Source organism: Thalassotalea euphylliae, assembly GCF_003390375.1.
Lineage (GTDB): Bacteria > Pseudomonadota > Gammaproteobacteria > Enterobacterales > Alteromonadaceae > Thalassotalea_F > Thalassotalea_F euphylliae_A.
This window is the reverse complement of record NZ_QUOT01000001.1, coordinates 1,914,022-1,939,662: the sequence shown is the minus strand read 5'-3', so window position 1 is coordinate 1,939,662 and position 25,641 is coordinate 1,914,022. Positions and strand designations below refer to the sequence as shown.

Sequence of the window (25,641 nt, the reverse complement as noted above, 5' to 3'; positions counted from 1 at the left end):
TTTTTTATGTCGATATTTTTCATGCCGACAGATGCCAGTTAAACTAAACGTAAAACTTACTTCTCATTTGGCAATAATAGGTTAAGCGCAATTGCCGAGATTGCAGCCAACGCTATACCTTGCAGTTGGAATAAGCCCAAATCAAACTGCATACCGCCAAGGCCAAATACCAGAGCTACAGCAACAATCGCCATATTTTTACCTTTGCCAAGGTCGACTTGTGCGGTGATTAGTGTTTTTAAACCAACAACAGCAATGGCACCAAACAGCAATACCATAATGCCACCCATCACAGGTACAGGAATAGTTGCTAGTAGTGCACCTGTTTTTCCTAAGAAAGATAAACCGATAGCAAAAACAGCTGCCCAAGTCATAATAACTGGGTTAAATGACTTGGTTAAAGCAACCGCGCCAGTGACTTCTGAGTAAGTCGTATTTGGTGGACCGCCGAAAAGTGCTGCAGCTGAAGTGGCTAAGCCATCCCCCATAAGCGTGCGCTTTAAGCCCGGCTTTTCGAGAAAATCTTTACCAGCCACATTGGAAATTGCCGTGATATCACCAATATGCTCAACTGCTGGCGCAATGGCTATTGGTAAAATAAACAGAATCGCTTCCCAGTGAAACTCTGGTGCAGTGAAGTTAGGTAAAGCAAACCATGCAGCTTCACTTACGGAATCAAAATTAACGATGCCGAAGTATAACGAAAGCAAGTAGCCAACGGTTAAACCAATTAAAATCGGTACTAACTTAAAGAGCCCTTTACCTAAAAGTGAGACCAATACCGTAACCGCTAGCGCCGTTAGCGAGATGGTTAATGCTGTACTTGCTTCAACCAACTGAACCGCGCCATCACCTGTTTTACCAAGCGCCATGTTCACACCAACAGGGGCTAAGTTTAGGCCAATCACAATGATCACAGGCGCCACCACAACGGCAGGTAAAACGCGATGAATGATTTGGTTGCCTTGCCATGCCACAAGTAACCCCAGTGCCATATACAAGACACCAGCGGCGGCTAGGCCAGACATGGTGGCGGCGATGCCCCAAGTGGCGACGCCGTAGCTAATGGGGGCGATAAAGGCAAAAGAGGAAGCTAAGAAAATAGGGACTTGGCGTTTCGTCACCAACTGAAACACCAAAGTACCAATACCCGCAGTAAACAGGGCAACGTTGGGATCTAATCCCGTTAAGATAGGCACTAAAACAAGCGCCCCAAAGGCTACAAACAGCATTTGTAACCCAAGTAATGGGGTTTTCAATTGCTGCATGTTACTTAGTACCGAAAATCTTATCGCCTGCGTCGCCTAGGCCAGGAATAATATAGCCTTTGTCGTTTAAGTGATCGTCAACCGATGCGACATAAATATCCACATCAGGGTGCGCTGCTTCGAGCTTTTCGATACCTTCAGGAGAAGCTACCAAGAATAGGCCCATAATGTCTTTACAGCCTTTTTTCTTAAGCAAATCGATGGTGGCAATTAAGGTACCGCCAGTCGCCAGCATAGGGTCAACAATCAGTGCCGTGCGTTCGTCAATATCAGCAACGACCTTGTCAAAATATGGTACGGCTTCTAACGTTTCTTCATCACGATATAAGCCAACGACACTGACTTTGGCACTTGGTAGTAACGACATAACGCCGTCTAACATGCCTAAACCTGCACGTAAAATAGGCACTAGTGTGATTTTTTTACCCTTAATGTGCTCAACGTCAATTGGCGTACCTTGCCAGCCGTCAATGGTTTTTGTTTCTGTTGGTAACTGTCGTGTTGCTTCATAGGTCAGCAAAGTACCAATTTCAGAGCAAAACTCGCGAAAGCTTTTTGTGCTAATGCCGTTAGCGCGCATTAAGCCAAGTTTGTGTTGAACAAGCGGGTGAGTAATTTCGTGAACAGCCATGGTTTTCCTTAATCAAAAATTTGTAATAATTATAACAATTTGTAGGTCAACTATGGCAGTAATAAAACGTAATGAATGACCTAGTGTTGATCTAAACAGCAAATTGAAGACTAAGTGCGCGAGCTTGCTTGCGAAGGCTTCACGTATATCTGCTAATATCAAGAGCATAGATAGTTTGTTACATATTGTAACTTTAGTACGACTTGGTAAGATTAGTCACTGATCGTATTAATCATATTTATTGTTAGTCGAAGTAGCAGTTACCCGCAGTTATTAGTAGAAGATAGTGCCGTAAGTTGCTTTAGAAATGAGGAAGTAATGAAAACATTTCAGTCAATTTATCGAGCGTCTGCTTGGTCAACACTACTTGTCCAACATTCGTCTGCGCAGTTGGTGATGACGTATGGCAATCGTGACTTTGCCTTAGATCAAACGCTTTACACTGATATTCAACAAGCTTTCCCAAATGCACAAATTGTCGGCTGCACCACCAGTGGTGAGATACAAGGTGCGCAGTTACACGATGACACCTTGTGTTTAACAGCGATTGAATTTGACCGTGTAAATGTCGAAGTTTTTAGTCAGCTAGCGAGTGATTTTAATAATAGCTTTCAACTTGGCCAAGCGTTAGCGCGTGGTATTCCAGCACAAGGGCTTAAGCACGCCTTTGTTATTTCTGACGGTCAGGCAATTAACGGCTCTGAGCTCATTGCTGGGATTAGTGGCGTGCTGCCAGAAAATGTTGTTGTTACCGGTGGGTTAGCGGGGGATGCAGCTAAATTTCAAGAAACCATTGTTTGGCATAATGACCAAAAAGTCAGTGGCTTAGTTGTCATCGTTGGTTTATACGGCGATGCGTTAGTGGTTGGGCATGGTCACCTTGGCGGTTGGCGAGAGTTTGGCCCCATGCGCGAAATTACTCGTTCAGAAGATAATGAGTTATTTGAAATTGACGGTAAGCCAGCGCTCGAATTGTATAAAGAGTTTTTAGGTGAGCATGCCGAAAACTTGCCAGCCTCTGCGCTACGTTTTCCGCTTGCGATGAAAACTGAGCAGCAAGAGCAACCTGTGGTGCGCACGATTTTAAATATTGATGAACAACGCCAAAGTATGATTTTTGCGGGCAATATGCCAGAGGGGGCAAGTTGCCAACTAATGCGCGCAAATTATGATCATCTTGTCGATGGTGCGCAAGATTCAGCTGAGCAAGCACTCACTTTTTTTGATCAAATAGAACCTCAATTGGCAATATTAATGAGCTGCGTTGGCCGCAGGCTAGTGCTGGCTCAGCGCGTAGAAGAAGAGCTCGAAATTGTTGAAGAAACCTTACCAGTAAATTGTGCGATGACAGGTTTTTACTCTTATGGCGAAATTTCCCCCATTGTGCCTGCTGGCCGTTGTGGTTTGCATAACCAAACCATGACCATCACCTTGTTATCAGAGCTGTCGGGTGACTGAGTTACACAAGCTAGCCAAGCGCCAACTTAAACGCTTTGGCATTGACGATTCATTAAAAACAGAGCACCAAGATTATTTTGCTGCGGTGTCTGAAGCTTATGTTGGATACGAGCAAGATGTTAGCACCCTTGAACGCTCTTTATTTTTGATATCGGAAGAGCTCAATGAGCGCAACGCGCTGCTAAAAAATCAACTTGGCGAACTCAGCGAAACAAAAAACCAACTGCAATCATCGTTAAGCGTGCTCAACGCTACCTTTGATGCGACGGGCGAAAACATTGTGGTTTACGATGTTGATGGTAATGTCATGAGCATCAATTGCATGGGGCAAACATTTTTCCTGCAAAATGGTGTTACTGAATATCAACGTTGGTCGGCGCTACTATCATTATTTAAATACCCAAACCAAGCGGTTCAAGTTAAGCAAAAACTAGAAGAAGACCCAACACGCCACATCAACGGGGTGATCGAACTGAGCAGTAACCGCTTTTTTGAATATCGCTCTTTGCCACAAATAGCTGACGGTAAACTCATCGGTCGTGTGTGGTGTTTTCGTGACATTACGCAGCAAAAAGAAAGTGAAGATTTAATTCAACACCAAGCCTACCACGATGCTTTGACGGGTCTGCCTAATCGCAACTTGTTATTAGATCGCGTTGAACACGCACTTGCATTAGCAAAGCGCTCAGAGCAGCTGTTAGCGGTTTTGTTTATTGATTTGGATAACTTTAAGCGCGTTAATGATACCGAAGGGCATAAAGCCGGTGATGAATTACTGATTGAACTAGTACAACGTGTTAAATCTCGTTTGCGCGAGCAAGATACACTTGCTCGCCTAGGTGGCGATGAATTTGTCTTGTTGCTGGAGTCGGTCGCAAGTAAGCAGGACATTCGCGCACTGTGTGAGGAATTGCTGGCGATTTTAACCGAACCATTTTGTCTTTCAGGCCGTCAGCACTTTGTCAGTTGTAGTATCGGCGTTGCCTGCTTTCCACAAGACGACAACAGCGCTGAGCACTTAATTTTGAAAGCCGATATGGCGATGTACCAAGCAAAGGCACAAGGCAAAAATAACTACCAGTTTTATGATCAAAGCCTAGAGCAGCAAGCGATGTTGCAAGTAAAAGTTGAACGTGAATTGCGCGAAGCTTTGCAGGCAGATGAACTTGAGCCTTATTTCCAGCCAAAAATTGATTTAAGCACTGGTGAGATCATCGGCGCAGAAATATTGATGCGCTGGTTTAAGCCAGACGGAAGTTCTGTTCCTCCCGATATTTTTATTCCGGTCGCAGAAACTACAGGGCTTATCAGCCAAGTCGGTAAGAAGGCTATCGACTCCGCGTTTGAATGCATCAGTCAGTGGCAAAGCCAAGGGCTTAGTCATTTAAAACTCGCGATTAATTTATCGATTATTGAATTTCAAGATGCCGAGCTTATTCGCTATCTATTGAGTAAATGTGATGAAAGCAATGAATGCGGCAGCCAATTGATTATTGAGCTAACTGAATCTATTTTCATGGAAAATAAAGAAGTCATCAGCCGTACGATGGAGCAACTTCGAACCCGCGGCATTGCGTTTGCGCTTGATGATTTCGGCAAAGGGTATTCGTCATTTAGTTATCTGCAAATTCTGCCCATTGATTACTTGAAAATTGATAAGGCGTTTTTACAGGGAGTTACCACCAATAAACAAAGTGCAGCGATCACGCGCACCATTATTGATATTGGTCACAACTTGGAATTGTCGGTAATTGCTGAAGGGGTGGAAGATCAGGCAACGCTCGACTATGTGATGCGTGAACGTTGCCAAAGTGCACAAGGCTATTTCTTATACAAACCCATGCCGAGAAACGACTTTAACACGCTTATAAACCAAGAGTGTCAGCAATCAGCTGCCGGCAGCCAATAGGCGATAATTGCCTCTAGGCGAACGGCCTTTAAACCTCGTTTCTCACTTAAAACCCAGTTGCGAGTGCGAGTAAACCTGAAGTTAGTTAAGCTGAGGTATTAAAGCGACGAATCAATGAGCTGACATTCGCGATGGTATCTTTTAGCTGCTGGCTGGCGCCAAACGATTCTTCTGCTGCCTTTTTAGCGACTGATGCACCTTGTGCGATGTCACCCACTTGTTGGTTAATATGCTCAGCTACTGCGCTTTGTTCTTCAACGGCAGACGACATCTGAATCGTCATATCAGCAATATTATCGACAGCTTTATTAATTTCACCCAAAGCAATGCGGGTGCCATCGACAATTTGCATGCCTTTTTCCGCTTCTTCTAAGCCTTGTTCAGACACTTCTGCAGCTTTTTGCGAGCGAGTGATCAACTTGTTAACAATGCTATGAATTTCTTCGGTTGATTCGCGTGTACGCATTGCCAAGCTGCGCACTTCATCCGCTACCACCGCAAAGCCGCGACCTTGCTCACCCGCGCGGGCTGCCTCAATAGCGGCGTTTAAGGCCAGTAAATTAGTTTGCTCCGCTATGGATGAAATCATGGTTGCCGCTTGATTAATTTCTTCTGTCGATTCGGCTAAGTCTTTTACTGTGCTGGCGATGGAAGTCACTGAATTTTTCAGTTCCTCAATGGATTTTGCGGCTTGCTTAGCCTGCTGGTTACCGTTATTTACACTTGCCGCAGCTTCTTTAGCGCTACTTGCGTTACCTTCAACACGCTCGGTAACTTCTTGAATGGCGCTCGACATTTCACTAATAGCGGAAGCAATGACTTGTACTGCTGTTTCTTGCTGTTCAATAACTTGGCTGGTTTTTTCTGCTTGAAAGTGGGTTGTTTCGGCAACTTCGGCAAGCACCACAGAGGCGTCGTCAATTCTTGTTAGGCCGGTTCTGCCGCGGGCTATTTCGCAAATTAGCGCTAGCTTAGCACGTGCCTGTGCTTGGTTAGCATTAAAGTAAGTTTGCGCTACGGTAGTATCTTTGTAGGCATCGGGCGCAATATTTAAAAACAATGACCATGACTTTTGCTGACTCTTAATGCTCCAATATCCACACAGCACCATCACCGCTGGGCCAATGAGCATCAATTCTGTAGAGTTGGTGAGCCAGCCAGCGCCAACACAGGCAAGGCCGCCGACGATAAAAGGTCTTATTTGCCGAGTAAAGTGGCGAATTGTGTCGCTAATTGGCAGTGCGGACTTATTTTGTTGCAACCTTTGATATGCTTGGCTAGCTCGCTGCTTTTCTGGCTCAGAAGCGTTAACCCTCACTGATTCGTAACCAACGATATCATCGCCTTCAAAGATCGGGGTAACGAATGCTGATACCCAGTAGTGATCGCCGTTTTTGCGTCGATTTTTAACAATTCCCATCCATATTTTGCCAGCGCGTAAGGTTTCCCACATCTCTTTGAACACGACACTTGGCATATCAGGGTGGCGAACAATGTTGTGATTACTGCCGATAAGCTCGTCGCAGGTAAAACCACTAACTTCGACAAAAGCCTCGTTACAGTGGGTAATTACGCCGCGCTTGTCGGTTGATGAGATAAGTCGTTGACTGGTAGGGAATTGATATTCTTTTTGGCTGATATGACGGTCTTTATTCACGCTGTCTTCCTTTAATGCGAGTTAAGCAAAGGCTTAATTCATTGGACGTCTGATTGCGTTGTATTTAGCTACCTGCAAAACAACGAGGTTAAATAAAACTGATATAAAAATGGAGTAAATCTAATACCTTATTAAACTTCGGCTTAACTAAACTATAGATGCAATTAGACTATTTGCACTTAAATTTTCCGAGTTTAAATCCTTCGCAATCATCACTTGTTGCACATCGCTTTTTTGTATCAGCATGTCATTAATGCTTGTTTTTAAGGAGGTTGAAGTAGCCTTGGCATCAAAATTTAGTTGTATCGACTATGCTTATCTTTTATTCGATTAAAATTTTTTTACAATTTGTGTCAATTTTTTTGACGGTGTCGGGTCTTATGCCCTGACTCATGAAAAACAAGCGGTATTTGAACAATTTTCAATACTGCGTTTAAGCCCCGGAGAAATTATGAAAAAAGCAACAAAGACTCATTTATCAGGCGCAGCAATGGCATTAGCGGCAGCTACTTTAGTTGGTTGTGGTGCAACTGCTTCTAACTCAGGTTCTGCTGGCAGCACAGTAGCAGCAACAAACACTAACACAGTTGAAATGGTTCACTGTTACGACGTTAATGTATGTAAAGGCCACAATGACTGTAAAACAGCTGAGCACGCGTGTGCAGGTCAAGCATCTTGTAAAGGTACTGGCTTTGTAGGCATGCCAACTAAAGCGTGTAAAGATGTTGGCGGTACCGTTTCTGATGAATGGACTGGCCAAATTTCAACGGCTAACTTAGTACATTGTTACGGTGTTAACGTTTGTAAAGGTCACAACGACTGTAAAACTGCTGAAAACGCGTGTGCAGGCCATGCAACTTGTAAAGGTACAGGCTTTGTTTCTACCACAGCGAAATCATGTGGCGATATCGGCGGTACTGTAGGCAAATAATATTAACTAAAAAGTATTAGTTAGTATGTTTAGACAAGGTTGTTTAGTTACTTACGCTAAACAGCCTTGCGATAAAGTAAAGTAGTCAGTTGAATCTAGCGACAAACTCAATTGCTGCTTTACTTTGATTTACCATGTATAAACTTTGCGAGCAATTCGCATAGAATAGATCAACAAACTGACAACTTTCCTGTCATCATTAGCCTTTGAGTTTTTATCTACCCTCAAGCTCATTTACACTATCTCTATTACTAGACACGAGTGACTATTTTGAAGAAATTTCTAGGATTTGGCCTTGGCCTGCGAACGAATCATTACAATGATGTGATTGAACAAAAACCAGACGTTGACTGGTTTGAAATCATTTCAGAAAACTATATGGTTGCTGGTGGTAAGCCAAGATATTACCTTGACCAAATCAGAGAAAACTACCCTATTGTGATGCATGGGGTGTCAATGTCGATTGGTTCAACTGATCCATTGAATATAGAGTATTTAACCAAGTTAAAAACCTTAATTGCTGATGTGCAGCCAGAGTGGTTCTCTGATCACCTTTGTTTCACATCAGTTGGTGGTGTTAACAGTCATGATTTATTGCCACTGCCATACACAGAAGAGTCGTTAACCCACGTTGTTGAGCGCATTAAGCAAGTACAAGACTTTATGGGCCGTCAAATGCTGATGGAAAATGTATCCAGCTATTTAACGTATAAAACTGACGAGATGAATGAATGGCAGTTTTATCGTGAAGTTTGTGAGCAAGCTGACTGCCGCATGTTATTAGATATCAATAATATCTACGTAAGTGCGCGCAACCATGATTTTGATGCCATGGAATATTTACGCTCGTTAAACCCAGAACGTGTGCAGCAGTTCCATTTGGCAGGGCATTCTGACTTCGGAGACTATGTGGTTGATACCCATGATCACGATGTGCCAGACCCTGTCTGGCAACTATACAAAGAAGCATTAAAATTGTTTGGCCCGGTAAGCACTATGATTGAGCGCGATGCGAATATTCCCAGTTTTGCTGACTTAACGGCAGAGCTAAACATCGCACGAAATATTGCTGAGCAGCATATTCCCAATATTCGCAGCCAGATTGAAGCCTAGTTTGAGGTTGGTTAAATGAGTTCTCTTAAACAAATTCAACAAGACTTCCTGCACTTTTTACTGCATGGCAATGGCCCATTCGCCGAGCATGTTGTAAATGATCAAGGCAATATCAGCGCTGAGCAACGCGTGTCTATTTATGGCAACGCGTATCGTATTCGATTACAAGAAGTGGTTGAAACCGACCACGAGATTCTTGGCTTGTATTTAGGCGATGAGCTATTTGATCAAATGTTTGCGGGCTACCTTGATGCCTATCCATCAAAATTTGATTCATTGCGCCATTATTGCCAGTTTATTCCAGAGTATCTCGCCAATAATGCGCCTTTTAGTGAGCACCCGATATTAGCCGAATTAGCGCGTTTCGAGCGCTTATTATTGGCAGCCTTTGATGCTGCAGATATTGCGCGTGCTCAGCCGCAAGACCTAGCAGCAATTGCACCTGAGTTATGGCCGACGATTCAAATACGTTTCCACCCAAGCATGCAACTCTTTAGTGAGCGTTATAATGCGGTGCGCAGTTGGCAGGCAATTAAAGGTAATCAAGCACCATCACCAGCTACTGAGCATGCCGAAGAGCAACATTGGTTGCTATGGCGTAATCACGACCGTTTAACCGAATTTAGATCATTAGAAGCTGACGAGCGCTATATGATTGAGCAGTACTTACAAGGTGCAGACTTTGCTGACGTTTGTGAAGGCTTGCTAACATGGCATGAGCCTGAGCAAGTGCCTGTGTTTGCAGTGCAAAGCATCCAAACCTGGTTACAACAAGGGCTGATCTATCAATTTAGAACGGCGAGTTAGGCTGTTAGTTTGTGGCTAGTATTAGATAAAACGCCGAAATATACAAAAAAGGCCAGCAGTTTTGCTGGCCTTTTGTTTTGTTAACTGCTTATTTTATTTAAGTTTAAAGTAACCCACATCAGATTTTAGTTGTTCAGACAATTCATGTAGTGAGTTTGTTGCACTATTGTTCGCTTGTAGCGAAGTGATTGAGTTTTCTGACATTTGGGCAATTTGCTCCATAGTATGAGCTATATCACCTATGGTGGTTACTTGATCGCTTGCAGCACTGGCTAATTCTTGAATACGCGCCAGTGAATCTGTCGCTTGTTGTTCAATATTTTCCAATAAATCGGTTGCCTGCAAGGTCAGTGAACGGCCATTTTCAACTTGTGGCTGAGTTGTTTCCATTGCTGCTACGGAAGCCGCTGTTTCAGCTTGTACTTGGCCGATCATATTTTCAATCTCGGCGGTGGCTTCACCGGTACGCTTAGCCAGTTGACGAACCTCATCGGCGACTACGGCAAAGCCTCGTCCTGATTCACCTGCACGCGCTGCCTCAATAGCGGCGTTTAATGCCAACAAGTTGGTTTGCTCTGAAATACCGCTAATCACATTGGCAATACCGCCAATTTCTTTTGTCCGTTCTTCAAGGCGTCTGATTTGCTCTACCGTGCCGTTTACGGTATCAGAAATACGCTCCATTTCCTTGGCACTGGCATTGATTGCTTCACGACCTTGCTTGGCATAGCTAGCGGTTGAACTTGAGTTCTCTTCAGTGCGAGATGCTGTTTGCGATACTTGGTCTATGTTGTCGCGCATAGTTTCTAGGCGAGCTGCGGTATCTGTGGTTAATGACGCTTGGTTTTGCGCGGCTTCATAAGCTTGTTCTGAGCCTGAAGATACCGTCATGGTCTGATGGCTTAGTTGGTCGGCGGCGTTAACAATATTAGCAACAATGCCACTTAGGGTGCTTTGCATGCTGTTGAGTGAGGCAAGCAAACTGTTGGCATCATTTGTTGTTACCTGACTGGTTAAATCGCCTTGTGCTATTTTTGCTAGCGCACCTGCCGCTTCGTATGGTTCACCACCAAGTGAGCGGCGCATGCTTTTCTCAATCAGGTAACCAACGAATAGGCTAATCACTAAGGCGACGGCAGTAAGCGCGAGCATTAATTCTTGGAAGCCACTGGCAACATCGCGTGCGGCTGGCGTTGCTTTTTGGTTAGCCGCTTCCTGATAATCGATAAATTCGTTGATCGCTGCTAACCAATCGATAAATGCAGGTCTGGCTTGTTCAAGCACTAAGTTGTTAATTTCACTCAGTTGATTACTCTTTTTCAATTGAATAATGTTTTCAACAATCGGTAATGTACGGGCTTGAATACGGTTAATTTTTTCCAAAATACTGCGTTCTTGGCTACTAAAATTGCTGGGGGCTTCGGTAAGCATTTGCTGCATCGAGCGTTCGGATTCTCGATAAAATCCTGCTAATTGGTTGATTTCACGTTCAAATGATTGAACCTCGGCGTTGTTTCTTGCGTTGGCTACATCTCTGATAGCAATCGCGCGGTCATGCACACTGCCACGATAGTTAATTGCGTATCGCTGTTTGACTGAGTTGATATCGGTAATCTCAGTCAGTGTGTGATCGATCACATTCACTTTCTGGATGCCAAGTGTGGTTAACACCAACATTAGTAGCAAGATAACGCCAAAGCCAATTGTCAGGCGGGTTTTAACTGGAAGTAGAGTTAAGTAATTTAACATTGAACGCTCGTCTTTTTATTTAGTGTATTCACTTTACAGTGCTTTTGTCTTACTAAAGTTACTGCGATGATTGCTGTGATTTTTTGTTACAACCTAATGTTAGTTTAGTGTTGTTTTTATGTAATCGTTATTGCTGGGTTATGATTGTTTTGCACTTATTTTCTCTTGTTTTACATTGTTACTCGGATGACCCCTTAGATTGGCTTCTAAGTATTGCCAGTGTAGAGCTGAATAGTAGCCATTAAATTTCATTTTAATTTTAGATACTTACCTGTTTTTTAGCTAGTTAGTAAAAGGTGCTAAAAATTAATATCTGTTAGCCTCAGTTACCCTAATCCAATTAGAGCTAGACCAATACATCTCTAGTTGCTGAGTAAATAGCGGTAGATGTTCATCCTCTCGATGACTGACATATAAAATAGTGGTTTGCTTCATTGCGGCAAGTTGCTCAAGAAAGCCGAGCAACAGATGCCGGCTGGTTTCATCTAACCCTTGTGTCGGTTCATCGAGTAGTAGCATTAAGGGAGATTTAACCAAAGCGCGGGCAATCAACACGAGTCGTTGCTGGCCATGACTTAAATCGTGAAATAGCGATTGGCTGTGGGCTGCCAAGCCAATAATGGCAAGCCATTGTTTAGCATCGTCAATATGTTGCTGGCTAACTGCCTGATAGACACCGATGGAGTCAAAGAAGCCAGAAATCACCACCGTCAGGACGTTGCAGCGCACGCGATAGGAGCGATGTAAATCTGAGCTTACCATGCCAATATGTTTTTTAATGTCCCAAATGGTTTCACCGCTGCCGCGTCGATAGCCAAACACGGTAACATCATTGGCAAAACACTGTGGGCAATCACCGGAAATAAGCTGCAATGCAGTCGACTTGCCCGAGCCATTCTTACCCTGAATTAAGGTATGTTGCAGTGGTTTAATGGTTAAATTAAAGCGTTCAAATACGGCTTTATCGCCATAGCGAACAGTGCAATCGACCAGCTTAGCTAAATTCGGGTGGCAATAGTTATCAAGCGGAAAGCGTTGATTGGGCCAGTTTACTTCAGCTCGTTGGTTGGCAAAGTAATGGTCAATTTGCTGGTCAATTGTCTCAGTTGTCTGACTTAGCTGATCGGTTAACACCTCAAACCGCCCCTGTGACATAGCGGCAAAGTGTTGGCAATCAGTGGGGATATCTTCGCGATTATTGATCAGGTAGATAACTTGAATCCCTTGCGCCATCAGCTGGTTAAACAGCAAGGCTAATTTATGGCGAGATTCTTTATCTAAGCTGTCATTCGGGTTTTCGCAAATCAGCAATTTAGCGCCATCTGAGATTGCTTTAATGATCATCAGTTTACGACTTTCGCCTGTGCTGAGCTGGCGAAAGCCAGTGTCGAGTTTATGGCTTAAACCGATTAATTCTAATAACTTGAGGTTAGGCTCGCTAAGTGGAACAAAATCACGGACGCGTCGACCGATATCGAGTGTATTAAGCTCATCTGAGCGATCCCTTTTCAGCTCAACTTCATAAAGATTTTGCAGCGCCTGAAAAGAAAGAACCGCGATCTTATCTTGTGCTGGCAAGGTTAAGTTACTGGCTTGGTAATCGACTAAATCACCATTAAATAGATCAAGTAAATATTGTTCTCCGCAGCCAAGCTGAGTTAACACACACCAGTGCTGGTTTGGTGATAATTGCCAATGATCTATGGTGAGATCTGGGTGGCTGAGTTTCTCAATGGTGAACATCTTGGCGCTTGAACCTTAGTTTTGCTATCACTGGTGACTATAGCCATTGAATATCAGTTTTTTCCAAAATAAGTCAAGCAGCTAGACTATTAACAATTAAATAAACACATCAATAAACCCAAGAGTTAACACGTAAATAGCCAAAGGGAATTAGCCGTAGGCATTAACTAAGGAAGTGGTTATAGTATTTGCACGGTTTGCTATGTAGTTACTGGTTTGAATCTCGTCGTTTTACTTCCTTGTTATCTTGCTTTGTTACTGGTTAGCCTCAGCTTGTTTAGCATTGCCAATGCAACCGAGTTTGCTGATTGCCAATCTTGTCATCGTCAGCAATATCAGGATTGGCTCAGTTCTGATCATCGGCAAGCGATGCAGCCAGCCAACCGTACAACGGTAAAAGGAGATTTTAACAATGCGCATGCAACGCACTATCAGCTGTCTGCACACTTTTCCCAAAAAGACGACGAATACTGGGCAACATTAAGTAAACAAGGCCTAGCGGAAGAACACAGCCAGATAAATCAGGCTGAGCAAGCGCAGCATTATCAATTTGCCTATACCTTTGGCCATTATCCGTTGCAGCAATATCTAGTAAAAACCGCTAACGGTAAAATGCAGGTGTTTCCTTTTGCGTGGGATAGTAGAGCCGCTGAACAAGGTGGACAGCGTTGGTTTCATATCTACCAAGAAGCTATTGGTGAGCAAATTACCGAGCAAGATCGCTTGCATTGGTTACAGCCTCTACAAAACTGGAATGGCATGTGCGCCGACTGTCATTCTGATGGTTTTCAGCGAAACTATAATGCGTCAAAAAATCGTTTTGACAGCAAGTGGCAAGCAGATAATGTTGGCTGCCAATCGTGTCATGCTGGCTATCAACAACCGCATCCGCAAGTAAACCGGCAAGTTCAAGCAAAAGTTCAATCGAATGACAGCATAAGTAGTAAAGGTGTCGGTAGTTGGCAACGAAACCAGCTACCAACGGCGCAATGGCAAGGCGCGGCAAGGACGGAAGGCGATATGTGGAATTGCTTTGCCTGTCATTCGCTGCGTACCCCACTAACCGATGGCTTTAGCGCTAACGAGCACTTTCTCAATCAGTTTTCTCCTAGTTTATTAAATGCGCCGCTTTATCACGCCGATGGCCAGATTAAAGAAGAAGTTTATGTGATGGGATCATTTTTGCAGAGCAAAATGTATCACCAAGGGGTGCAATGTGTCGATTGTCATAACCCACATTCCGGCAAAGTGAAAATTGACGGTAACGGCCTTTGCCTGCAATGTCACTCGCCACAAGTGTTTAATAGCAAAACGCATCATGGCCACAGCGACAATTCACAAGGTGCGCAATGTGTTAACTGCCATATGCCAACGACTACGTATATGGGGGTTGATGCCCGTCGCGATCATAGTTTTAAAGTGCCTAACCCTGAGCTCGCTAAACAGTTTGATACGCCACTTGCTTGTTTAACCTGTCATCCAAAACAGAATGCCGATTGGGCACAGATTAAAATAGCAAGCTGGCAAGCTAACGGTGCACTGGATGGTATAGATGGTATAAATGGCATAGACGGCAAAGCAGGCTCGATAAATGGCTTCCAAAAAGCCGCTAAACACCAGCTTGCCTTTGATTATGCCAGTTTTATCGCTGGCAAAGCGTCGCATCCAGAGCGGCTAGCGCGTTTGCTAGATGATCCGCAATTACCGGCTATTCAAAAAGCGAGTTTACTGGCGCAAATTCCGTATTTAACGCAGTCGTTACCCGGCAATTGGCTGGCGAGATATTTACAGCACGAGTCGCCATTAATTCGCATAGCAGCAGCAAACCTTGGTTCCTTATTATCCGCACCAGATAAACAGCGCTATATGCTGCCAGTGTTAGCCGATCAATTTAAGGCAGTGCGTATTGCTGCGCTATCCAGTTTAATGGGCACTGATATTCCAGCAGCTTATGCCAAGCAATATGCGCAAGTCTTTAATGAGCTCAGCTCAGCACAGGCTCAAGTTGCATGGCGTGGGGAAGGGCGCGTTAATATTGCTCAGCGCCAGTTAGCAGTGGGACAGACCGAACAAGCAATCAATCAGCTAACACAAGCTATCGCGATCGACCCTTACTTTGAAGCCAGCTATATTAATTTGGCGGATATTTATCGCAATCTCGTTAAGGTATCTGAGGAAGTAAACATCTATCAGCAAGGTTTATCTACGCTGCCAAAATCCGCGACCTTACATTACGCCATGGCCTTGTCTTGGGTACGCCAGCAGCAATATCGTCAGGCGCTAAACAGTTTGGCAAAGGCAACGCAGCTAGCACCGAATGAAGCGCAGTATCATTACACTTATGCGTTAGCGCTAGAAAAAGTAGCAGGTAGGCCTGCGGCACTAAGCTATGTGCAGCAGGCATTGGTGAGCTTGCCTCAATCGGCACTGCTAAAAAATCTTGAGCAGTACTTTCTATAAACTACCGATGTCAATAACTAAGGTTGGTATCGGCAATTAAAAGCTTAGTGCTTATGCTGGCTCTGACACTGATAGGGTCGCTGCGCCGTAAACTACTTGACCATCAATCAAGGTTGCTTGCACATCATAATTGTCGTCAACAATGGCAAAACAGGCACGTTTGCCCACTTTAATACTGCCTAACTGATCGTCGATGCCAAGAAATTCGGCAGGTCGTAAACTGGCGGTATGCACGGCATCAAGCGCTGGAATATCAGCAAGCTTGATCAAATTAGCGACTGCTTGCTCTAAAGTTAAGGTACTGCCGGCAAGTGAACCTGTGTCTGTGCGAGCAATGCCTTCATTGACGAATACATCCAACATGCCAAGGCGATATTGACCATCGTTAAGCCCACCAGCAACAATACAATCACTGATCAAGCCCATTTTCTCGGCGCCTTTTAAGCGATAAATCAATTGCAAAATCGCAGGGTGCAGATGAATACCATCGGCGATCACTTCAACATAGGCATCTTGTTCAAGTAGCACCGCACCAGCACAACCAGGGTCTCTATGATGAATACCTTTCATGCCATTAAACACATGCACCCCACCACAGGCACCGGCATGCAGGGCATCGCAGGTTTGCTGATAGTTAGCAGAAGTATGGCCAAGCATAGTGCGAATCCCTTTGCTTTTTAGGTAAGGGATAATGTGTTCAGAGTTTTCTAATTCTGGTGCCAATGCTACGACTTTTAATGAGCCCTGCGCGGCATCGATAATTGCATCGATATTGTCTTTTGTCAGCGGCAAAAAGTATTGCTCGTCGTGGGCGCCTTTGTGATCTTTGGTAAAGAACAAACCTTCGTTGTAGGCTCCTAACACTTGTGCACCGCTGGGTTGTTGGTGATAAGCCTCGCCAACACAGCGAAATGCGTCGAGCGTATTCTGCCATGTCGAAGTGACTGTGGTACCTAAAAAGCCGACTACACCATGTTTGGCTAGTGAGCGTGAAATGGTTTCAATTGACTCGCGTTTAGCATCCATAATGTCACAACCTTCACGGCCGTGAATATGAAGATCAAGAAAGCCTGGCAAGACACTATTATCACCTAAATCGAGTACCGGTAAATCTGTACTTGGGCTTTGTTCGATGGCGGCAATTTGCCCTTGCTCGATTAACACATAGGCATGTTCAAGTACTTGCTGCTCAGTAAAAATTTGCTTAGCAGTAAGGTAGTAGCGAGCCGGTAGTGGCTGATTTTTTTGTGTATCTAGCGGTATGTTCACAAACGCTCTCCATTTACGTCATTTTTAGCTAACTGTGTTCCCAGAATTGCGGCGCCGCGTACGCCGCTAGAATCACCGAATTTTGCCGCTTGTACTGGTGGCACTTCAACTCCGGCAAACAGGTGTTTGGCAATAGCCGTTGGAAGGGCGTCAATAATCGCGGTAATTTTCGATAAGCCTCCACCAACAACGATAACATCAGGATCATAACTTAACACTAGGCTTGCAAAGGCAGCTCCTAGTAAATCCATATAACAGTCAAAGGTTTGTTTGGCGATAGTGTCACCAGCCTTCAGCTGTTCAACAAAGACTTTGGTATCTGCCTTATCTGCACCAAAATGCTGATAAAGCTTAGCTAAACCTGGGCCAGCAATATAAGTTTCATAACAGCCTTGTAGGCCACAACCACAGGCGTTGATCGGTAATTGATATTGATTAATCACACTAGCTGAAGCGGCAATATGGCCATATTCACCAATAATATTTTGGCGACTTTTAGCCAGTTGACCATTAATACAAAAGCCACCTGCGGCCCCCGTGCCGATTATCGCGCCGTAAACATTCATTTTGCCATCGCCTGCACCACCATTGGCTTCAGATAGCGCAAATAAATGGCAATCATTAGCAATGTGTAGTGGCTGCGCCAACGCTTGCTGCAAGTCTTGTGCAAGTTGTTGGCCGGTTGCACAAGGAATATTGGCGGATTTTACCCGTCCTTGTGAATCGATAATGCCCGGCATACCGATGCCAATAGCGTTAGTGGCACCAAACTTTTGCTCAGCTTGCTGCACTAGGCTAGCGACTGTGGCAATAAATGCTTGGTAGTTATCTGTTGGGGTTGGTGTGCGCCAGCTGTCGACTAAACTCAGCTGGTTATCGAATACGGCAATTTCTATTTTTGTGCCACCAATATCCAGCCCGTAGCAATATTGCGCTGGGCCGGATTGTGCTGAGCTGGATTGTGCTAAGCTAGATTGTGATCTGGCTGCCGTAGTGACAGCTGCATTAACTGCAGGCTTCATGGCTTACTGCTCTAACGAATAAATGGTTACCCCTTGAACCACGCGGTTTACTTCACCGGTTGGGCAAGGATTATCTGGCGTTAGTTTAGCATTAATTGATTTGAAAAAAGCCAGTATCTGGCAATAGACAATATAAGGTAAGCCAGCCCAAACATCCTGCAATTTGTCATTGCTGCCAAAGCTCGTGTTGTCCAATGCGGTAATGGCTAAGGCTTGGTCGTCGCGAATCAGCTCTGCCAATAAGTCTTCATCGTATTGCTGGGTATAAGCATCACTTGACGTGAGTAAGATCACTTCGGTGGTTGCGTCCATTAACGATTTGGGTCCGTGACGAAAACCCATTGGACTCTCGCAATAACTTAGGGTTTGACCCGCCGTCAGTTCTAAACATTTTAATGCGGCTTCACGGGCGATCCCTTGTAAGCCACCTGAGCCGAGGAATACTAAGCGTTGGCATGGACGCTCTGCGACTTGCTTTAAACTACTAATACCGTGCTCGAGTAAGGTTTCACTCCATTTTGCTGCGGCTTCCAACTGTAATTGTTCGGGTGTGAAAATCGCTAAGGTACTAACCAACATAGAAGTAAAGCTACTGGTCATGGCAAAACTTTGATCTAAGGTACCTGCTGGCATCAATAGCGAAAACGCATTTGAATTTTGCTCGGCATTTACCGCTAATGCGCCTTCTGGGTTACAGGTGAGTACCAAGTGATAACATTGGTCGACCACTTGGTTGGCAAGTTCTATCGCGGCAACACTTTCTGGGCTATTGCCAGAGCGACCATAAGAAACCACTAACGTGGGGGCTTGCTTGAGTAAATATTGAGTAGGGCAGGCAACCAAATCTGTGGTGCTGATCGCTTCAAATACTTGACCGGTGTGCTGCGTTAAGTGCGGTGCTATGCTATCGCCAACATAAGCTGAGGTGCCAGCACCGGTTAAAATAATGCGCAGTTTTGGCTGGGCTAATATCGGCTCAAGCCAGTTGTTTAATTTCTCGCGCTGAACGTTTACATTGGCCGCTGCTTGACGCCAAATTGCTGGCTGTTGTTCAATTTCTTTTGCTGTCCAATAACCATTGTTGGCTTTAAGAAACTCTTCACTGTAGGTTAAGTAAGTGCTCATTGGCTTTCCTAAATTTAATTCGTTGGTACTTATTCGTCTGCGATTAGCTGGCAACTTGGCCGTAGCAGGCATTGGCGTAGCTATTAGTTACTTGCTTGATCTTAGCTTTGACTAACGCATGAGGGTCAGCGGTTAATTGGCCATTGCGAATTGCGCGGTATTGCTCTGGCAGAAACTGGCTGATCAGCGGCGGTGGGATATCGATTTTCGCCAAGTTACTCAGCAAGGTTTCGGTCGCCGCTTGAATCCGCTCGTTAGGCCAATAGTAGCGAATACGATCACTGTAACTATAGCGACGATATAACTCTCCTTTACTCGCAGGCACAGGGTAAAAACGTTGCCAATTGGCGGGCATTTCTTGCATTTCCTGCTCACAAATATCGCGCAGATAAGAGCGCTGTTCATTGGCGATAAGCTGCTCTTCAATATAACTAAGTGCAAATAAGGCTTCGCGCAGCGCGAAAGTTAATTGCGGGCCTACTTTTAAAATAGCGAAATGATCTTTGACTAGATCGATATAGGCCTGATCGTTTTGATAGTCAGTAGAGTGCGCTTCATAGACGACTTGCGGTAGCTCTTGCACGCAGGCTTTAAGTGCCTGTGCTTTATCGGATTGATAATCAATTAAGCTGGTGTGATCAAACTCAACCCCTGGTTGTACTACTAAGCCGACAACACGTTGCCACGCTTGGCTAAGCCCCGCTTGCTCAAATGCTTGCTGATGTAGTTGATAGGTTTGTTTAACCCGGCTTACTGGGGTTAGCGCTAATTCATCAATTTCTTCAGTGGCGCCACCCGGCGGTGGGACTTCAGTGCCAACGATATAGACTAAATCTGCGTGGCCAAATGTTTTGATTGCGGTTTGCTCAGCAATGGCACAAAGGCGGGCGGCGCGAATCGCTACTGTTTCATCCGGCAAACAGCTGGGATCATCAGCACATGGCATACTGGTGTCTAAGTGAATTTTCTTAAAACCAGCAGCGACATAGCTGGCAATTAATGCGTCTGCTTTGTTCATCGCCTGTTCGGCGGGCTCATTAACCCAACAGACTGGGCCAAGATGATCGCCACCTAAAATTAACTGCTCACGTGGGTAATCAAGCTTGTCGGCAATGGCACCAACAAATGCCATAAAATCAGCAGGCAACATGCCTGTGTAACCACCAAATTGATTTACCTGATTAGCGGTTGCTTCAATCAGCAGCGGTGTATTGTCTTGCTTGGCTTGTTCGATTGCAGCTTCAATGACCATAGGGTGGGCAGAGCATACAGAATAAATACCGCAGGCTTGGCCATTGCGGTTAGCGGAAACTATATCGCGGATATCAGGCATCTTTTTTCTCGATTGGCAGTGAGTGTTGATTACATTTTGATCTTATCTTAACAGTGAAAATGAAACTTTCAATATCTTTCATTTGTGTTTTTGTGACTTTCTTAATATTTCTTTAGTAAGTGGCTATGGACGCTTTAGCGGTATAAATGGCAAATGAAAGGAATTTTTAATGGATGCTTGCAATTATTTCGAGATGTGAATACAGTTTATGAAAGTAAATGAAAGTTAACTGTTCATTGTTGTCCAAAAACGACTGTTAATGAACGATTGTTAATAAATCGAAGAAGGGAGACGAAAATAATGCCAACAAAAGTGTCTAACGCCTTACCGATCGCCATCATTGGCGGATTGTTTTTTATATTTGGTTTTGTGACTTGGTTAAATGGCTCGTTAATTCCCTTTTTGCAAATCGCCTGTGAATTAAACCATATGGAAGCCTATTTAGTGACCATGGCCTTCTATATAGCTTATACCGTGTTTGCCTTACCCATGGCGGCCATTCTAAAGCGAACCGGCTATAAAAATGGCATGATGCTGGGATTATTATTAATGGCGGTCGGCGCGCTTATTTTTATTCCTGCGGCGGAGTTTCGCACTTACAGTATCTTCTTAATTGCCCTTTTTGTGCTCGCTTCTGGCTTAACCATTTTGCAAACTGCGGCTAACCCTTACATTGTTTTATTGGGTGATAAAGACAAAGCGGCGATGCGCATCAGTATTATGGGTTTTCTCAATAAAGGCGCAGGGTTTCTAGCACCTCTAGTATTCACGGCACTAGTACTTAGCGATATGTCACAATTTAGTGAAGCGTATTTAGCCACCTTAAGTCCAGAGGCGAAAGCGCAAGCATTATCTGAGTTATCGTCACGTCTAGTCATGCCGTACATCATTATGGCGATTGTCTTGTCAGCCTTGGCGGCCTTGATCAAGTTTTCACCGTTACCTGAACTGGAAGCAGAAAGCGATAGTGATGATGAAGCGCAGGATAGTTGGGCGATTCTGGGTCATCCAAAACTGATTTTTGGCGTCTTCGCGCTATTTTTCTATGTCGGCGTTGAAGTGGTTGCCGGTGACACCATTGGCTTGTTTGGTAAAGAAATGGGCGTGGCGAATTTTGGCCAACTGACTGCCTATACCATGGCCTTTATGATGCTAGGTTATGTACTGGGGATGATTTGTATCCCGCGCGTGATTTCGCAGGAAAATGCCTTGGTGGCTTCCGCGTTACTTGGTTTGGTGTTAACGACTTTACTATTAAGTGCCGACACAACTAGCTATAGCGTATGGAACAGCTTATTGGCGTGGACGGGAATAACGGCACTGCCTAATGTGGTACTTTATGTTGCGGCACTTGGCTTAGCCAATGCTCTAGTTTGGCCAGCGATTTGGCCGATGGCGCTTGATGGTTTGGGTAAACTGACAAGCATAGGTTCAGCGCTATTGATCATGAGTATCTCGGGTGGCGCTATTATGCCGATGGTGTATGGCGCTTTGGTGGAGTCGAGTGGTAACTCACAAAGTTCGTATTGGATCATGTTACCTTGTTATCTGGTGATCCTCTGGTATGCGGTTTATGGTCATAAAATTGCGCGCTGGTCAAAATCAAAAGCGATTGCAAAACATGTATAATCGTCGCCAGTTAGCAATATCTGAGAGCTGTAATGTCAACTCTAGAGCGTAGACAAAGTATTTTAAGCCTGTTGCAAGCAGATGGCCGAGTCGAAGTACCGGCCTTAGCTGCCCAATTTGCGGTGTCGACCGTCACCATCCGCACTGATCTTAACTATTTAGATAAAAAAGGGCTGTTGGTGCGGTCGCACGGTGGTGCTGTGGCCAGTGAGCGGATCACTAAAGCACTCTCACAAGAATTATCAATTGGTGAGAAAAAACAGCAAAACCATGCCATTAAAGAGGCCATTGGGGAGCGTGCTGCGCAGTTTGTTGAACATGGTGATAACCTGATAATTGATTCCGGTACCACCACCTTAGAAGTCGCCAAAGCACTGTTTGCCAAGGAAAACTTAGTGGTGATGACCAATGGCCTCAATATCGCCTCTGAGTTAGCTAAGCACCCGTCGTCAGAAGTTATGGTAACGGGCGGGCAACTTAGAAAGAAATCTCTGTCGTTTTATGGTCGTCAAGCGGAAGCCAGCTTAAGCAGTTATCGCTTTAATAAGTTATTTCTGGGGGTTGATGGCTTTGATGTCGCGACTGGCATTACCACGCATTTTGAACCAGAAGCCCACTTAAATCGGGTGATGTGTCAAGCCAATGTGGAAATTATTGCGGTTGCTGACTCGTCTAAGTTTAGTAAGCAAGGGCTACATATTATTTGTGATGTTGCTGATATTGATGTGTTAATTACCGATAGCAAGTTACCACAAGCGTATCAGCAAGCATTGATTGATGCCGGTATTCGACTTGAATTAGTGAAAGCCGATTAAGTTACTTACTGATATCTTTAGTGTTCGCGCTAGCTTTGGCGAAAACTTGGTAGTGAAAGCTTGGTCTTGAAAACTTAGTGGCTCAGTGTAAACCCTTTTGGTTTTTAGCACTGTTATTTTTCATCTTGTATGATAAGCTGAATTCATACCTTTGGTTTTATATACGACGCCGATTATTGGCTAGTTGGTTGCTAACTGACAATACTGAGTCAATGAGCAGCGGATAAGCATTACTAGCGTTAGGAATGGGATAATAATGATAAAAACACATAGAGTTACTCACGCTAAGCATTTCACTGTCAGCAGATTAGGTGCTGTATTCGCCAGCCTCGCCATTGGCTTGCTAACTGGCCAAGCGCAAGCATTGGCAACAACATCAGATAGCCAACAGTCGCAGTCAAGCGAGCAACCTAATATTGTGCTGTTTTTGGTGGATGATATGGGCTGGCAAGATACGTCATTGGCTTTTACTGCCCAGCCAACGCCAGCGAACCAGCATTTTCGAACACCCAATATGGAAGCGCTGGCGGCAAAAGGGGTGAAGTTTACCCAAGCCTATTCGCATGCGGTGTGCTCGCCTAGTCGGGTGTCACTAATGACCGGGCAAAATCCGACCCGTCACCATGTCAGTAACTGGACGAAATTACCGGATATTGATCATTCCGGCAGTTGGGGGCCAAACGCTGCGCCTCGCGATTGGCGCACCGAAGGCTTACAGCCAAATGATGTGACGCTAGCGAAAACACTACAACAGGCGGGTTATCACACGATTCATGTCGGCAAAGCACATTTTGGCGCTTACGGTACTCAAGGGGCCGAGCCGAAAAATTTAGGCTTTGATGTCAATATTGCCGGCCATGCCGCAGGGGCGCCTGCCTCCTATTGGGGCGAGAAGAATTTTGGCAATGGCATGGAAGGGGCTGAAGGTTTGCCTCAAGGGGTGCCGAGTCTAGCAGAGTACCATCAAAAAAAGGTGCATCTAACTGACGTACTAACTGAGAAAGCTAAGCAAGAAATTACTAAAGCGCAGCAAACAGGCAAACCTTTCTTTTTAAATATGGCCTACTACGCGGTCCATACACCGATTGAAGCGCATCCGCGTCTGGTCAAGCATTATCAAAATAAAACCTACCAAGATACCGATATTGATATTCCTGAAGTGGAAGAGAATTATGCGTCATTAGTAGAAGGTATGGATGACAGTGTAGGTGGCGTGCTTCAGCATTTAGAGGCGTTAGGTATCGCTGAGAATACCTTAGTGGTGTTTACCTCAGATAATGGTGGTTTATCTGGTCATAGCCGCCAAACCACGCCACGTGGCACTGAGCTTAATAGTCATAACTGGCCACTACATTCAGGAAAAGGCTCTGCTTATGAAGGAGGAACTCGCGTACCTTATATTGTTGCGTGGGCCAAGCCAGATCAACAAGCTGCGATGCAACAAGCGCTGCCAATCGCGGTTAATAAAATGTCGTATCAGCAAGTAATGATTGAAGATTTATTCCCAACCTTAGTTGCGGTTGCCGATGCAAAACAACATTTACCCCAAGGCTACCCGTTAGATGGCATGGACACCCGTCAATTTTGGCAAGCCACCGATAAACAAGTGATGCGTCCGGTTGTTTTCCACTACCCGCATGTGTGGGGGCCGCATGGTCCCGGCTACGAGCCACACAGTGCAATGCGTCTAGGCGATTGGAAAGTCATTTATCTGTATAACAGCCGCACTTGGTTATTGTATGACTTAGCAACCGATCTGACCGAGCAGCACAATTTAGCGCAGCGCTATCCGGTTAAACTTGCCCAACTTGCGAGTCGCTTAAAACAAGAGTTGGAAAGTATGGATGTGCAGTGGCCAGTGAATCGCGTCACCGATAAAGATGAGGAAATGAAGCTGCCTCAAGGCAGCGAGGCTTTGTTGGCACAACACTAATAAAAAATTTAATTTATCGCTTTTATGTAGTTTAGTCATGCAGTTACCCAGCGTTTATCGGTGACTTATTGTCTGATAACTGATGTCATAAAAATAAAGAGTAGCTAGTAGAACTACCTATAGTAACAACATGATAAGCAGGAAACGATGATGATAAAAAACATAGTGAGTAAATCTTGGTGGCTAGGGATATGCTTGGCACTACCGCTATCGGTGCAGGCCACACTTATTGACTTTGATGCGCTGCCAGATGGCAACTACGCCACGGTGGGGGATACCAACTTTTCGCTAGTCGGGGATGGCATCGCCGGTGACCCGATCAAGCTTAGCGCGTTTGGCGGTGGTTATTTATTTAATTCGTCACAACCTTTTCTGTTTCCCACTAACTCGATTTTACGAGTCGACTTTAATGGCTTAGTCGATAACTTGATGTTTGATTTTAACGGCTTTGGCCCGGAAGCTAACCTAATGACGTGGCGTATTTTTGATGAAAACCTCGCTGAGCTTGCTACCGGCAACGATCTTACGGCTAGTTTAGCGAGCTTTGATCTCTCGGCATTTTCAGGTATTAGTCGAATTGAGTTCTTTAACGGCGGTGGCGGCGTTAATCGTTTCTTTGGGTTGCAGCAAATTAGCTTTGATAGCCAAGTTGCCAGTGTACCGCTGCCACATACTATTTGGCTATTAGTGAGTGGCTTGCTGAGCTGCGCTTTAGTTCGAAAATACCGCTCGCAAATATAGCTCAGAACGATCAAGCGCGGGAAATAATTTAATAGACGCAAATTTAAT

General features: G+C 44.7%; 19 protein-coding genes. 10 read left to right on the top strand and 9 right to left on the bottom strand.

Features of this window, described 5'->3' with window-relative positions; all coding sequences use genetic code 11:
* Nucleotides 1–56 precede the first annotated feature (56 nt).
* Both DXX94_RS08575 and upp read right to left on the bottom strand, forming a co-directional pair.
* On the bottom strand, nucleotides 57–1,268 hold the full coding sequence (locus DXX94_RS08575; RefSeq protein WP_116015202.1) for a uracil-xanthine permease family protein: 1,212 nt from the start codon (nucleotides 1,266–1,268) through the stop codon (nucleotides 57–59).
* Between the two features lies 1 nt (nucleotide 1,269).
* Nucleotides 1,270–1,899, bottom strand: coding sequence for a uracil phosphoribosyltransferase (gene upp / locus DXX94_RS08570; RefSeq protein ID WP_115998999.1), 630 nt, complete (start codon nucleotides 1,897–1,899; stop codon nucleotides 1,270–1,272).
* A 318-nt stretch (nucleotides 1,900–2,217) separates the two neighbouring features.
* Between upp and DXX94_RS08565 the strand changes: the two genes are divergently transcribed.
* Both DXX94_RS08565 and DXX94_RS08560 read left to right on the top strand, forming a co-directional pair.
* Nucleotides 2,218–3,357 carry an FIST signal transduction protein gene (locus DXX94_RS08565; protein WP_116015200.1) on the top strand — a complete coding sequence of 380 codons (1,140 nt, stop codon included), beginning with the start codon at nucleotides 2,218–2,220 and terminating at the stop codon, nucleotides 3,355–3,357.
* On the top strand, nucleotides 3,350–5,266 hold the full coding sequence (locus tag DXX94_RS08560) for a putative bifunctional diguanylate cyclase/phosphodiesterase (RefSeq protein WP_116015199.1): 1,917 nt from the start codon (nucleotides 3,350–3,352) through the stop codon (nucleotides 5,264–5,266). The genes DXX94_RS08565 and DXX94_RS08560 overlap by 8 nt, the downstream gene beginning before the upstream one ends.
* A gap of 85 nt (nucleotides 5,267–5,351) precedes the next feature.
* On the opposite strand, the gene DXX94_RS08555 is transcribed toward DXX94_RS08560, so the two are convergent.
* Nucleotides 5,352–6,923, bottom strand: a complete 1,572-nt coding sequence (locus DXX94_RS08555; RefSeq protein WP_116015197.1) for a methyl-accepting chemotaxis protein — start codon at nucleotides 6,921–6,923, stop codon at nucleotides 5,352–5,354.
* A gap of 451 nt (nucleotides 6,924–7,374) precedes the next feature.
* On the opposite strand from DXX94_RS08555, the gene bufA2 reads away from it, so the two are divergent.
* The 3 genes from bufA2 (at nucleotide 7,375) to DXX94_RS08540 (ending at nucleotide 9,774) form a co-directional block, all read left to right on the top strand.
* Nucleotides 7,375–7,854, top strand: a complete 480-nt coding sequence (gene bufA2, locus DXX94_RS08550; protein ID WP_115999003.1) for a BufA2 family periplasmic bufferin-type metallophore — start codon at nucleotides 7,375–7,377, stop codon at nucleotides 7,852–7,854.
* Between the two features lie 267 nt (nucleotides 7,855–8,121).
* Entirely contained in the window at nucleotides 8,122–8,967 is an 846-nt protein-coding gene (gene bufB, locus DXX94_RS08545) for an MNIO family bufferin maturase (protein ID WP_220348191.1), read from the top strand.
* Between the two features lie 15 nt (nucleotides 8,968–8,982).
* Nucleotides 8,983–9,774 carry an HvfC/BufC N-terminal domain-containing protein gene (locus tag DXX94_RS08540; RefSeq protein WP_116015194.1) on the top strand — a complete coding sequence of 264 codons (792 nt, stop codon included), beginning with the start codon at nucleotides 8,983–8,985 and terminating at the stop codon, nucleotides 9,772–9,774.
* Nucleotides 9,775–9,867: 93 nt separating this feature from the next.
* Here DXX94_RS08540 and DXX94_RS08535 read toward each other — a convergent pair whose 3' ends face one another.
* Nucleotides 9,868–11,523 (bottom strand): methyl-accepting chemotaxis protein, encoded by a 1,656-nt coding sequence (locus tag DXX94_RS08535; protein ID WP_116015192.1) that lies wholly within the window; start codon nucleotides 11,521–11,523, stop codon nucleotides 9,868–9,870.
* A gap of 306 nt (nucleotides 11,524–11,829) precedes the next feature.
* Nucleotides 11,830–13,266: an ATP-binding cassette domain-containing protein gene (locus tag DXX94_RS08530; protein WP_116015191.1), complete on the bottom strand. Its 1,437-nt coding sequence runs from the start codon at nucleotides 13,264–13,266 to the stop codon at nucleotides 11,830–11,832.
* Between the two features lie 216 nt (nucleotides 13,267–13,482).
* Between DXX94_RS08530 and DXX94_RS08525 the strand changes: the two genes are divergently transcribed.
* A complete protein-coding gene (locus DXX94_RS08525) occupies nucleotides 13,483–15,726 on the top strand; it encodes a multiheme c-type cytochrome (RefSeq protein ID WP_116015189.1) in 2,244 nt (747 codons plus the stop codon).
* A gap of 51 nt (nucleotides 15,727–15,777) precedes the next feature.
* Here the strand turns inward: DXX94_RS08525 and nagA are convergent, their stop codons facing one another.
* The 4 genes from nagA to DXX94_RS08505 are packed head-to-tail and all read right to left on the bottom strand — an operon-like array spanning nucleotide 15,778 to nucleotide 20,475.
* Nucleotides 15,778–16,995 carry an N-acetylglucosamine-6-phosphate deacetylase gene (nagA, locus tag DXX94_RS08520; protein ID WP_258872132.1) on the bottom strand — a complete coding sequence of 406 codons (1,218 nt, stop codon included), beginning with the start codon at nucleotides 16,993–16,995 and terminating at the stop codon, nucleotides 15,778–15,780.
* On the bottom strand, nucleotides 16,992–18,017 hold the full coding sequence (locus DXX94_RS08515; protein ID WP_116015187.1) for an ROK family protein: 1,026 nt from the start codon (nucleotides 18,015–18,017) through the stop codon (nucleotides 16,992–16,994). The genes nagA and DXX94_RS08515 overlap by 4 nt, the downstream gene beginning before the upstream one ends.
* A gap of 3 nt (nucleotides 18,018–18,020) precedes the next feature.
* Nucleotides 18,021–19,142 carry an SIS domain-containing protein gene (locus DXX94_RS08510; RefSeq protein ID WP_116015186.1) on the bottom strand — a complete coding sequence of 374 codons (1,122 nt, stop codon included), beginning with the start codon at nucleotides 19,140–19,142 and terminating at the stop codon, nucleotides 18,021–18,023.
* A gap of 43 nt (nucleotides 19,143–19,185) precedes the next feature.
* Complete coding sequence (locus DXX94_RS08505) at nucleotides 19,186–20,475, bottom strand: D-tagatose-bisphosphate aldolase, class II, non-catalytic subunit (RefSeq protein WP_116015184.1); 1,290 nt, start codon at nucleotides 20,473–20,475, stop codon at nucleotides 19,186–19,188.
* A gap of 300 nt (nucleotides 20,476–20,775) precedes the next feature.
* On the opposite strand from DXX94_RS08505, the gene DXX94_RS08500 reads away from it, so the two are divergent.
* From DXX94_RS08500 to DXX94_RS08485, 4 genes are all read left to right on the top strand, one after another.
* Nucleotides 20,776–22,104 carry a sugar MFS transporter gene (locus DXX94_RS08500; protein ID WP_116015182.1) on the top strand — a complete coding sequence of 443 codons (1,329 nt, stop codon included), beginning with the start codon at nucleotides 20,776–20,778 and terminating at the stop codon, nucleotides 22,102–22,104.
* Between the two features lie 32 nt (nucleotides 22,105–22,136).
* Nucleotides 22,137–22,919 (top strand): transcriptional repressor AgaR, encoded by a 783-nt coding sequence (agaR, locus tag DXX94_RS08495; RefSeq protein WP_116015181.1) that lies wholly within the window; start codon nucleotides 22,137–22,139, stop codon nucleotides 22,917–22,919.
* A gap of 256 nt (nucleotides 22,920–23,175) precedes the next feature.
* Nucleotides 23,176–24,852, top strand: a complete 1,677-nt coding sequence (locus DXX94_RS08490; RefSeq protein WP_116015179.1) for a sulfatase — start codon at nucleotides 23,176–23,178, stop codon at nucleotides 24,850–24,852.
* Nucleotides 24,853–24,999: 147 nt separating this feature from the next.
* A complete protein-coding gene (locus DXX94_RS08485) occupies nucleotides 25,000–25,593 on the top strand; it encodes a hypothetical protein (protein ID WP_147302260.1) in 594 nt (197 codons plus the stop codon).
* The last annotated feature ends 48 nt before the right edge of the window (nucleotides 25,594–25,641 follow it).